Origin of the sequence: Pedobacter sp. MC2016-05 (assembly GCF_026239735.1) — a bacterium.
Taxonomy (GTDB): Bacteria; Bacteroidota; Bacteroidia; order Sphingobacteriales; family Sphingobacteriaceae; genus Pedobacter.
In genome coordinates, this window is record NZ_JAPIVT010000014.1 from 90,461 (window position 1) to 102,804 (window position 12,344).

9 protein-coding genes are annotated in these 12,344 nt (G+C 37.1%); 5 read left to right on the forward strand and 4 right to left on the reverse strand.

Annotated features, from left to right (window positions below):
• Positions 1 to 38: 38 nt before the first annotated feature.
• A complete protein-coding gene (locus OQZ33_RS16825) occupies positions 39 to 2,939 on the reverse strand; it encodes a ligand-binding sensor domain-containing protein (protein ID WP_265800291.1) in 2,901 nt (966 codons plus the stop codon).
• A gap of 94 nt (positions 2,940 to 3,033) precedes the next feature.
• Positions 3,034 to 3,819 (reverse strand): LytR/AlgR family response regulator transcription factor, encoded by a 786-nt coding sequence (locus tag OQZ33_RS16830; protein WP_265800292.1) that lies wholly within the window; start codon positions 3,817 to 3,819, stop codon positions 3,034 to 3,036.
• A 123-nt stretch (positions 3,820 to 3,942) separates the two neighbouring features.
• On the opposite strand from OQZ33_RS16830, the gene OQZ33_RS16835 reads away from it, so the two are divergent.
• Positions 3,943 to 4,665 carry a ferritin-like domain-containing protein gene (locus tag OQZ33_RS16835; protein WP_265800293.1) on the forward strand — a complete coding sequence of 241 codons (723 nt, stop codon included), beginning with the start codon at positions 3,943 to 3,945 and terminating at the stop codon, positions 4,663 to 4,665.
• Positions 4,666 to 4,682: 17 nt separating this feature from the next.
• Positions 4,683 to 5,543, forward strand: a complete 861-nt coding sequence (locus OQZ33_RS16840; protein ID WP_265800295.1) for a ferritin-like domain-containing protein — start codon at positions 4,683 to 4,685, stop codon at positions 5,541 to 5,543.
• Between the two features lie 296 nt (positions 5,544 to 5,839).
• On the opposite strand, the gene mqnC is transcribed toward OQZ33_RS16840, so the two are convergent.
• Positions 5,840 to 6,964 carry a cyclic dehypoxanthinyl futalosine synthase gene (mqnC, locus tag OQZ33_RS16845; protein WP_265800297.1) on the reverse strand — a complete coding sequence of 375 codons (1,125 nt, stop codon included), beginning with the start codon at positions 6,962 to 6,964 and terminating at the stop codon, positions 5,840 to 5,842.
• Positions 6,965 to 7,139: 175 nt separating this feature from the next.
• On the opposite strand from mqnC, the gene OQZ33_RS16850 reads away from it, so the two are divergent.
• Both OQZ33_RS16850 and OQZ33_RS16855 read left to right on the forward strand, forming a co-directional pair.
• The gene (locus tag OQZ33_RS16850) at positions 7,140 to 8,384 is read left to right on the forward strand and encodes a M16 family metallopeptidase (RefSeq protein WP_265800299.1); all 1,245 of its coding nucleotides are present in this window, start codon (positions 7,140 to 7,142) and stop codon (positions 8,382 to 8,384) included.
• Positions 8,377 to 9,648, forward strand: a complete 1,272-nt coding sequence (locus tag OQZ33_RS16855) for a M16 family metallopeptidase (RefSeq protein WP_265800300.1) — start codon at positions 8,377 to 8,379, stop codon at positions 9,646 to 9,648. Before OQZ33_RS16850 ends, OQZ33_RS16855 begins: the two co-directional genes overlap by 8 nt.
• Positions 9,649 to 9,690: 42 nt before the next feature.
• Here the strand turns inward: OQZ33_RS16855 and OQZ33_RS16860 are convergent, their stop codons facing one another.
• On the reverse strand, positions 9,691 to 9,972 hold the full coding sequence (locus OQZ33_RS16860) for a pyrimidine/purine nucleoside phosphorylase (RefSeq protein WP_265800301.1): 282 nt from the start codon (positions 9,970 to 9,972) through the stop codon (positions 9,691 to 9,693).
• 178 nt (positions 9,973 to 10,150) lie between these two features.
• On the opposite strand from OQZ33_RS16860, the gene guaB reads away from it, so the two are divergent.
• A complete protein-coding gene (guaB, locus tag OQZ33_RS16865) occupies positions 10,151 to 11,620 on the forward strand; it encodes an IMP dehydrogenase (protein ID WP_265800303.1) in 1,470 nt (489 codons plus the stop codon).
• The last annotated feature ends 724 nt before the right edge of the window (positions 11,621 to 12,344 follow it).

The window sequence follows — 12,344 nt, forward strand, 5'->3', positions numbered from 1 at the left end:
AGTGAGTGGTATTAATAATTGAGTAAACGGTAAAAAATCTATTTTAAAGGGATAGATATAGAAACGATTGTACCATTTATGGCCTTTTGTTTAACACTGAGGTGTATAGGTTTTGCTGCAATCTGTCCTAACAAATGCAATCTTTCTTTAGTTAGCTGCATGCCTTTGCTAATGTGCGTTTCCTTTTTCTCCTTCAAAGAATTGTCAATACCAACACCATCGTCAATTATCTCGATGTTTAAATACTCTGGAACATCAATTTTAATATTGATTTGTATTTCGCCACCCGTTTCTTTCGGCATAATGCCATGCCAAATTGCATTTTCTACGTAAGGCTGTAACAACATCGATGGGATTAAAGTTTCTTCCTTATCTATTTGATCATCAATTAAAAAGGAGTATTTTAACTTATCTCCAAATCTATTTTTCTCGAGCTTTAAATACAAATTCAAATATTCAAGTTCTTCTTCCAAACTGATATAGCTTTTGGTACAAATTTCCAGGTTTTTTCGTATTAACCGAGCAAACCCGGTTAATACCCGATTAGCTGATGCTGTGTTCTGCGTATTAATGTAATGCTGTATAGAATTCATCACATTGAATACAAAATGTGGATTCATCATTGCCTGTAAAGCCTGCTGCTCTAACATTAACACCTTGTTTTTTAGCAAAAGCTGCTCTTGTTCCTTATCCTTTTGTTTTCTGGTGATGTAAACCGCAACTTTATAAAAAATGTAGGCCACCAGAAGGATCAAGATGGATAAAAACCATAAGCTTTGCCAAAAATGCTTTGTAATGGTAAATGAAATTTTTGCGGATGGTCCCCAGTTTCCGTTTTGGCTTTTGGCCGAAACTTCGAAATTATATTCTCCGGACTGAAGCGATGAAAAATCTAAACGGCGAGTTCTGGTTTCTACCCAGGCAGAATTTTCACTCAACCGATAACGATAAGTAATGTCGCTTGTGGTAAAGTCTACCGCACTAAAGGTGAATAAAATGGTATTATTTCCTGTTTCGAAGGTGAAGTTTTTTTGATTTACAGGCAATCTATCCTTGTCTTTAATGATCGAGGTTACATAAACCTTCGGTAAATTTCTGCTGATGTTTTTATTGTTGTACTTGAAAAGAATCAGCCCTTTGTTGGTAGCGAAATAAGCTGTGCTGTCATCAATAAATAAACTGTTGATATCATCACTCAATAAATCTTTCCCATAATCGAAATTGGCAACGCTAAGCTTTTCCGGATAATTGGCAATTTTATTAACGCCCTTGTTGGTGAGCACCCAGATCTCGTTATTTTTTACGAATATTTTAGTACAGATATCATTGGTTAAGCCATCTTTTTGAGTGATCTGTTTTACAATTTGGTCATTTTTGTAAAACAGCAATCCATATCCATCTGTAGCCAAAATCAATGTGCCATCAGCCAATTGTCGAATATCATTAATTCTTTTAGTGAGTAGTGGATGTTTTTCAAAATGCTTGACTAGTTTTCCGTTTACAAACTGAGATAAGCCATTGATATTTGAAAACCACAAATTACCTGTTCGATCGTAAAACACATGGTAAGAGCGATCTTTAAAGAAATCTTCCTTCTCCCGATATTTTAAGGAATTGAACTCAAAGTTGTTTATTCTATCAGATAAAAAAACAACTCCTGAAGAAAGTGCCAGGGCTAAACGATTGCTTTTTTCATCAACGCTAAAATGTTTAATTACAAACATGGAATTATTAGCTTCCTTTAAATAGTTTACTTCATTTGTGGTGCTGTAGATATTTTTGAAAACACCCATTCCATAATCTGAAGAAAAATATATCGATTGATTTTTTGGGTCGAAGTTTAGTTGCTTTATGGTTTTGTATTTCTTAAAATCATCTAACCCAATTTCATTTACCTGATAGTTATTGATAGTCAAAACATCAATAACAGCATCATCCGTACCTAGCCAAAGTCTGTTTTTACCATCTTTGGTAATGCTTTTAATTACATTACTGCTCAAGCCAGATTCTGCATCAATAATGGATAAACGATTGCTAGCATTTGGTAACATATAAATTCCAACATTGGTGGCAAACCACATATTCTTATTGCTATCTTTTATTACCTGGTTTACGGGAATATCCTGAAGGTATTGAACTGTTTTTCCATTTTTATCCAATGCAAAGGAACCATTCGCATTGGCAATCCAAACCTCTTTAGCTGCGCTATCATAATAGAAATAACCCGACATATTTTTTATCAGGTTTTGGGGAATGGAAATTATGCTATTGATATTCCCTTTGCTCAATTCTTTTAGTCCACTTTTATCCAGATAAATTAACGACTTCGATTTAGTGTTTATCGCTGTCATGTAAGAAAGCGGCTGAACATTAGATTTTAAGATCGAAAAAGTAGCGCCATTAAATTTCTGAACACTTAAATCGCTATACGAATAGATGTCGCCATTTTCGTCTTCGTGAATAAACGCGTTGATGAATTTATCTTTCGGATTTGGAGAAACGTATTTTCTAATTCTTTTACCATCCCAACAAACAATTAAATTTGAGTTTGTACCTAGCCAAATTCTTCCTTGCTTATCCATCAAAAAAGAAACAATAACAGTGTTTAGGCTAAGTCGCTTTAATAATTGACTGTTATCCTGATTATAAAATTTGCCGTCTTGTAGATAACTTAATTGCCCATTTAATGCAAAAAACCAAATTCTTCCAAATTTATCTTCTTTCATTTGAAGGATTTGCGTGTCGGGCAAGCCATCTTCAATGGTAAAATTTTGAAAGTTTGTGCCATCGAAACGGCTGATTCCATTATCGGTTGCAATCCAGATAAAGCCCTTCTGATCTTGCAAAATATAATAACAATTGTTGCTTGCTAAACCATTTTTAGAGGTATAATGTGGCAGATAGGTCATTTGTGCCACAGCATTTGATCCGTTAATCAATAAGAAAATCAGAAGTAAAAAAGCAATTGAAAAACCTTTCCTACAGATAAGAAGTAAAGCCTTTGAGACTAAATTAGATGCTATTTTAGTTGATTTAATGATCACTTCCAGCTTTTGTAAATGATTTTATCTTGTCAAAAAAATCGCTGGCTCTTCTTCTAGAGATGTTGATGCTTTCGCCATTTTTTAAAAAAACCTGCAAACCATTTTTCGAATTGTATTCTTTTAAGTGATTTAGATTGATAATGTTCGATTTATGTACCCTAACAAATTGTTCGGTTGGTAACAATTCTTCGAATTCTCTCAATACCTTCGAAACGGTAATTTTTTCCTGATTGCTTAAATGAACGATAGAATAATTGCTATCGGCCTCAATGTAAATAATATCATCTACATCTATCATTTTAAAGCCCTGGCCATAAGGGAGAGTGAGTTTTCTAATGTCCGATCTGGAAGTTAATGTAGAAGCCAGATTACTAATCCGTTCATCATTCTCATTTCGATTTTTAAAAAGCTTAATGTGTTGCGATACCTTAACAACCGCAGTCTTAAGTTCGTCGATATCTATAGGCTTCAACAAATAATCAAGGGCATTCGCCTTAATAGCTTTTAAAGCATATTGATCGTATGCGGTAGTAAAAATAACAGCAGCATTTTGCTTTTGTGCAGCGGGGATTAGATCGAAACCATTGCCACCTGGCATGGCGATATCTAGAAAAATGAGATCGATATTATGATTTGCCAAAATATCCTGTGCTTCGGCTACAGATCTGGCTATTCCGGTAATTTCTACCTCGGCACAATTTTGCTGAAGCAAAAAAAACAGTGAAGAACGTGCAAACTCCTCATCATCAACAATAATGGCTTTTAGTACTGTCATAATTATAGGTTTGTGAATGTATCAAAATCGATCAATAAAAAAAAATGTAAAAACAAAAAACCGAGGACAGAAATGTCACGTATGTATCATCAACGAATTTAAAAAACCCTAAACATAGTCACTATGAAAAACAATGAACTAGAAACAAAAAGTGAACTTCAAGAGGAAAGTTTATTAAAAAGCACTGTTGGTAGGAGAGGTTTCCTTCAATATGCTGGTGCAAGTGCAGCAGCCTTAGCCTTAGTAGCTGCTGGTTGTAGAAAAGACCGTAACTACACTGATCCTGTAGCCGGTGTAACCCTTGATTTTAAAGATGATTTTGGTGTATTGAATTATGCTTACGCTTTAGAGCAATTAGAGGCTGCGTTTTACATCCAGGTTGCTAACTCAAATCCATCAGGTTTTACTGCAGCACAGAAAGCATATTTTCAAGATGTACAATTTCACGAAATTGCACATAGAGAATTCTTTAAAAAAGCATTAAGTACAGCGGCAATTGGAAGTTTAGAAGTAAATTTCTCAGCAGTAGATTTTACAAGCGGTGCTAGCGTTTTAGCTACAGCAAAAACATTTGAAGATTTAGGCGTAGCCGCATATAACGGTGCTGGAGTAAGATTAAAAGATACTGGTTTCTTGGTAATTGCTGGTCAGATTGTTTCTGTTGAAGCTCGCCACGCGGCATACGTAAGAGATCAGATTTCTAACGGTACGTTTGCTGATTTAGGTACATTAACCGCATTCGGCGCTGTAGATGCAAACGGATTAGATGGAGCATTAACTCCAGATAAAGTATTGCCATTAGCTGCTCCATTCATTAAAACAAAAATTAACGTTATCAACCTATAATCTTAAACTCAGAAATCATGAATATCATAAATATATTAGACGAAATTGAAAAAGTTGATGGAGAGATCTATGAAAGATTAAATCCACGTAGAGCAGCAATGAAGAGTTTCTTCAACGTTGGAAAGAAAATTTCTTTGGCAGCTTTACCATTGGCTTTAGGTTCTATGTTTCAAAAAGCTTATGGTCAATCGAACCCAGCAAATGTTACAGAAGTATTAAACTTTGCTTTGGCTTTAGAGCATTTAGAATATAATTTTTACAACAGAGCATTGTTGAGTACTGGTCTAATTCCAGCAGGTGCTGCAACAGGTGCAATTACAACCATTCGTGCTCATGAGTTAGCTCACGTAAACTTGTTAAAAAGCGCAATTACTGGTGCTGGTGGAACGCCTATCGCCTTGACAGAAGCTAACTTCGATTTTACAGCTGGAAATACTTTCGGCGATGTTTTCACAAATTATGGAACATTTTTAAAAGTAGCAACAGCTTTTGAGGATACAGGTGTTAGAGCTTACAAAGGTCAGGCGCCAGTGTTAAAAGGCATGCCGGTATTAACTACAGCATTGCAAATCCACTCAGTAGAGGCTCGTCACGCTTCTCACTTACGCCAAATGACAGCAGCGTTTTTAAATGTTCCGTTGAAACCATGGGTAGGTTTAGGTGCTAACGGTGTCTCAAACGATACTGGTGTTCCTCAAGTAGATCCTGTTTATGCTCGTGAAAATAATACCATTCAGGCAACTTATGAAATTACAGGTATTAATGGAACTGCAGTAACAAGAGCTGCAGCAGCAGAATCTTTCGATGAATTTTTAACAGGTGCTGAAGTTAAACAAATTGCAAACTTGTTCCTAAGAGCAGGTTCAAAATTAACCTAAGCCAAAATAGAATTTACATTATTGATTAGGTAATGTTTAGTTTAAGGTAGGGAGGCAGAACTGAGTTCTGTTTCCCTTTATTTTTGATCAGGATTTTTTGAGGATTTAAGGATGATAAGATCAAAGTCTTGCTCAAGATGGATTAAGTTCCATATCTCTGCATTCGCCTTTACGTTTTTGATAGAATACAGATTTTTAGTACAGCAGGCTTCAATTAATGAGCCAGTCTTCTAAGATGGATTAATACAAATCAACTAATTAGCTCGTTTACTAATCCTCACATCCGCCAATTCATCCTAGTAAGTGATTACCTGTTCTTCCAAGTGTTCTGGTAAATCTCGGTAATTATATTTTTGTCCTCTTAATTGCGGTTCGAAGCCCGCTGCTTTTATTGATTGTTGAATACCATTCGCTGTAAAACGATGCGGTGCACCAGCAGCAGAAACTACGTTTTCTTCAATCATAATTGATCCAAAGTCGTTTGCGCCAGCATGTAAGCAAAGTTGTGCAGTTGCTTTACCCACCGTTAACCAACTTGCCTGAATATTTTTAACGTTTGGCAACATGATTCTGCTTAAAGCAATCATACGGATATATTCATCAGCTGTAACATTGTTACTAATGCCGCGTAAACGTTTCAATAAAGTTCCATCATCCTGAAATGGCCATGGAATGAATGCCAGGAAACCATTGGCATCAGCAGGTTTTTCACTCTGTACCTGGCGAATCCAAACCAAATGTTCAAAACGCTCTTCAATGGTTTCGACATGGCCAAACATCATGGTTGCCGATGTGGTTATATCCAACTGATGGCAAGCCCTCATCACATCAAGCCATTCCTGACCGCCGCATTTTCCTTTAGAAATAAGCCTGCGTACGCGGTCGTTTAAGATTTCAGCGCCAGCACCTGGAAGTGAGTCCATGCCAGCATCTTTTAAAGTTTGCAAAACTTCGGTATGTGAAATGCCCTCCAGTTTTGCAACGTGTGCAATCTCCGGCGGGCCCAATGCATGAAGTTTTAAATCAGGGTATAATTCTTTTAACTTTCTGAAAAGATCAGCATAGAACGCTAATCCTAAATCAGGGTGGTGCCCACCTTGCAAAAGCAGTTGATCGCCACCTAAACGGAAAGTTTCTTCAATCTTAATTTTATATGTTTCAATGTCAGTAATGTAACTCTCCTCATGACCAGGTCTGCGAAAGAAATTACAGAATTTACAGTTAGCAATACACACATTAGTAGTATTTACATTGCGGTCTATTTGCCAGGTAACCTTACCACTCGGAACTTGAATTTTTCTTAGCTCATTTGCTACAAACATCAACGATGCAGTATCGGCATTATGGTATAAAAAAACACCTTCCTCTTGGCTTAAAAAATCAAAATGCAAGGCCCTTTGCAGTAAATCGGCTGTATTCATAGCACAAAGATAGTTAAAAGTCCTAAGTCGAAAGTCGAAAGTCGTCAGTCTTTAGTCAAAGATTTTAAGGTCGAAATAAACTATCGTTAATCCCTTCAACATTATGTCTTCCATCTTACATTTTCCATCTTACATTTTACCCTAAAAGTATATCTTTACGATTCTAAAAAATTATATGGTAGATTTTAATCGTTTTACACTTGCTAATGGATTAAAGGTTTTGGTTCATGAAGATCCAACAACTCCAATGGCAGTTCTAAATATTTTATATGATGTTGGGGCTCGTGATGAAAGTCCTGAAAAAACTGGTTTTGCGCACTTATTTGAGCATTTGATGTTCGGGGGTTCTATCAATATTCCTAATTATGATGAGCCTTTACAAAGGGTAGGAGGTGAAAATAATGCCTTCACCAGTAACGACATTACCAATTATTACATCACTTTGCCAGCTGAAAATATTGAAACAGCTTTTTGGCTGGAAAGCGACCGTATGTTAAGCCTGGCTTTTTCAGAAAAGAGCTTAGATACGCAGCGTAACGTAGTGAGTGAAGAATTTAAACAGCGTTATTTAAACCAGCCTTATGGTGATGTTTGGTTAAAACTTCGTCCACTGGCTTATAAAAAACATTCGTACCGTTGGGCAACGATTGGAAAGGATCTTTCCCACATCGAAAACGCTACGATGGAAGATGTTAAGGCATTTTTTAAGAAACATTATACGCCACAAAATGCTATTTTAGTAGTAGGTGGAAATGTGAAAACCGAAGATGTTAAAAAACTGGCTGAAAAATGGTTTGAGCCCATCCCGGCAGGAGAAAAATACGAGCGTGACCTAGTTCAAGAAGATCCTCAAAGGGAAGAAAGAATTGAAACCGTTAAGGCAAATGTGCCTTTGAATGCTATTTATATGGGTTTTAAAATGCCTGGTCGTTTAGATCCAGATTATTATGCTTTCGATTTGTTATCAGATATTATGTCTCGAGGGCAATCCTCACGATTGTACAATAGCTTATTAAAAGAGCAAAAGTTATTCAGCGATATCAATGCTTATATATCAAGCAGTCTTGATCCTGGTTTATTTGTCGTGGAAGGAAAACTGGTTGAAGGCATCACAACTGAACAGGCAGAACAGGCAATTTGGAAAGAGCTCAATCAGTTGAAGGCAGAACTGGTAACTGATAACGAACTTACTAAAGTAAAAAATAAGGTCGAATCTGTTCTTGTGTTTTCGGAGATGAGCTTATTGGATAAAGCGATGAATCTTGCTTACTATGAATTGCTTGGCGATGCAGCTTTATTGAATAAAGAAGCAGGCGAGTTTTTAAAAGTTACTGCTGAAGATATCCAACGTATTTCGAATAATACCTTCAAAAAAGAATCATCATCTACCTTGTACTATTTAACAGAAAATAATGCTTAACAGACAACAGGCGCCTGATTTTAAGCAGGTATCAACCATAAATATTATCCAGCCACAGCAGAAAAAGCTGCAGAATGATGTTCCGGTTTACATCGTATATTCTGGCGAACAAGATTTAGTACGCATTGAATTTATATTTAACAATGTGAATTGGAATGTGGAAAAACCATTGCAGGCCATTGCTGTAAGTGCTATGCTTAATAACGGAACCAGCAAGCTTTCATCAAAAGAAATAGCAGAACAAATTGATTTTTATGGCGCATTTTTCCAAACCGAATATGCTCAGGATCAATCTACGGTAACACTTTATACCTTAAACAAGCACTTGGCTTCGGTTCTTCCAATAGTTAAAGATGTATTGAGTGATAGTCAATTTCCGCAAAACGAACTTGACATTTATATTCAAAACCAAAAGCAAAAAATGCAGGTAAACTTGCAGAAGAATGATATTTTGTCACGGAAGGAATTTGCTCATGCCTTATTTGGAGACACTGCTTATGGTGTAGATATCCAGGCAAAACATTACGACGAGCTGAAAAGGGATGATCTGGTTGAGTACTTTAAAGTGGCATATACGCCAAATAATTGTACCATAGTGGTATCTGGAAAGTTCGATGAGGCGAGCTTCGACTTGCTGAACCAGCAATTTGGGAACACTTGGGAGAAAAGTGATTCGATTACGAATAAATTCACATTTGCGACTTCAATGAATCAATCGGTTTACCGGGAAAGACCTGAAGCGATCCAATCGGCCATTCGGATTGGTAAAATAGCAGTTAACCGTACGCATGAAGATTTCCCTGGGTTGCAGATTTTAAACACAGTTTTGGGTGGATATTTCGGTTCTCGTTTAATGAACAACATTAGGGAAGATAAGGGCTATACCTATGGCATCGGATCAGGAATATCATCATTACAGGATGCCGGCTACTTTTTTATTGCGACAGAAGTTGGCGCTGAGGTTTGCGCAGATGCACTGGTGGAAATTTATAAAGAGATTGATTTACTTAAAAATGAGTTGATTGGCGAAGAGGAACTCAATCTGGTGAAAAACTATATGCTGGGCTCCATGCTGGGCAGTTTAGAGAATATTTTTTCTCATGCTGATAAGTTTAAGAATATTTACTTCTTTGGTTTAGATTACGATTATTATGATCGCTACATCGCAAAAGTAAAAAGTATAACTGCCGAAGAAATAAAAGATTTAGCCAACAAATATTTGAATACCAGCGAATTTACCGAGGTCGTAATCGGGAAGAAATAATAAAAAAAAGTAAGTCAGATTTTTTTAGCTGACTTACTTTTTTTATCGATACTGACAAATGTAGGCGGTTTGAACAAGCGTTTTAACAGAAAATGAAGAGTTAGCCTGAACAGTGAAATGCGAACCTTTCTCAAAAGTTCTCCATTCCGCCTCGTTAGGTAAAAGTACAGTTAATGTTCCCTCAATAACATGCATTACTTCTAACTGTGCGGTTCCAAATGTATATTCACCGGCGTTGATTACTCCAACGGTTGATTTTCCGTCTCCGGTTTCATAACCTAAAGATTTTACATTTCCTTCAAAATAGGTGTTTTCTATTATCATATTTGGGGCTTTAGAATAATATGCAATTATAACAAAGCAATTGAACAAACTGTAAATCTCCATAAAAATTTCATTTGTCACCTCAGCTCAATATTTACCCATTTTTATCTTTGCCCTTTGATTTACCTGGCTTTTTTGTATCTTTGCCTGGCAAATAATAAATCGTAATTTATTTGCTATGCAACTCGACTCCACAAAATTTATTGCTACAGGTTTGACTTATGACGACGTACTTTTGGTACCCGCATATTCAGAAATTCTGCCTCGTGATGTTAATACAGCCACTTTCTTAACCAAAAAAATTAAGCTTAACGTTCCATTGATTTCTGCAGCCATGGATACGGTGACAGAAGCTGAGCTTGCCATTGCCATTGCGCAAAATGGGGGGATCGGTATGTTGCACAAAAACATGACGATCGACAGACAAGCGGAAGAGGTGAAAAAAGTTAAAAGATCGGAAAGCGGAATGATTCAAGATCCGGTTACGTTATTGGAAACTGCGGTAGTTGCTGATGCTTTCAAAATCATGAAAGAACATAAAATTGGTGGCATTCCGGTAGTTAGCAGCGATAATAAACTGGTAGGCATTATTACCAATCGCGATTTACGCTTTCAGAAAGACATGGCAAGACCAATTGCCGAGGTGATGACCAAAGAAAACCTAATTACTGCTCCGGAAGGAACAAATCTGATTCAGGCTGAAGAAATTCTTCAAAATTATAAGATCGAGAAATTACCTGTTGTTTCTAAAGATGGTTACTTAAGTGGATTAATTACTTTTAAAGATATTTCGAAAGTTAAGAACTATCCTGCCGCATGTAAAGATGATCGCGGCCGCTTACGTGTTGGAGCTGCGGTTGGCGTAACAGCCGACACCTTACAACGTGTTGATGCATTGGTTCACGCCGGCGTTGATGTGATTACAATTGATACGGCTCATGGCCACTCAAAAGGAGTAGTGGATAAACTAAAAGAAGTTAAAGCAAAATATCCTGATTTACAGGTGATCGTTGGTAACATTGCAACGGGTGCTGCTGCAAAATTCTTAGCGGATGCTGGTGCTGATGCTGTTAAAGTTGGTATTGGTCCGGGTTCTATTTGTACCACCAGAATTATTGCCGGTGTTGGTGTTCCGCAGTTATACGCAGTTTATGAATGTGCTAAAGCATTAAAAGGTACAGGAGTTCCGGTTATTGCCGATGGTGGAATTAAACATACAGGCGATATTGCCAAAGCAATCGCATCTGGTGCAAGTACGGTAATGGCAGGTTCGTTATTCGCTGGCGTAGAGGAAAGCCCAGGCGAAACCATTATTTATGAAGGACGTAAGTTTAAATCTTACCGTGGAATGGGTTCTATCGAAGCAATGGAACAAGGTTCTAAAGATCGTTATTTCCAGGATGTGGAAGATGATATTAAAAAACTAGTTCCTGAAGGAATTGTTGGTCGCGTACCATTTAAAGGAACTTTAGCTGAAGTGATGTATCAATACATTGGCGGTTTACGTGCCAGTATGGGTTACTGTGGTGCAGCAAGTATCGAAGCTTTACAAGAAGCGCAATTTGTTCAAATTACAGCAGCGGGTATGCGTGAAAGCCACCCACATGATATCACCATTACTAAAGAAGCACCGAACTATACGAGGTAATTTTAGTCCGGAGTCGGAAGTCAAGAATTCACACACATAATACAAAGCAGGGCGTCGTCTATGATAGCCCTGCTTTTTTTTGATGCTTGTTTGAAAATTAATAGTCATTGCGAGGGTTAATTTTTCATAAAAACATATTTGCGTAAACGGGGTTAGTTTGTTGGCTGCTTAGTTTTTTCGCACATTCCGTCATTTCGAAATAAGCCCTTCGCGATTGAGAAATCTTTCTTCGGGATAAACTTCTTAGATGAGATTGCCACAGCCCTGAAAAACGGCTTGGCTTCTCGGTTAAAAAATCTTCCTTATTAAAATGCCTTTTACAATAGCTGTGCACATTTTCAAGAAGAGTCGTTATTTCGAAGCCGGGCTTGTGCGAGGTGAAGCATCTTTCTTAGCTAAATAGATTGCTTGTCCCGGCTATTCGGGAAAGCAATCTTAAACTACTAAATATTAAGATTAAGTTCAGATTTTTGATAACATCGGCTTCTTTGAATTTAGCTTTCTCACCGAAATAATCGAAATTAATATTCCAAAGCCAAGGAAGAAGTAATTTTTATCAATAGGGCATTCCACCATCGTAAATGTGCCTTTGACGCCGAGGTATGATCCACCAGCTTTACAGTTTCCTGGGTATTAAATCCCCCAATGCAAATTTCGCATATTGGCGATGAAATACTCGGTGCCCAGGAGCAATAATTAGATGATAATTGGGTTTTTGGACCTA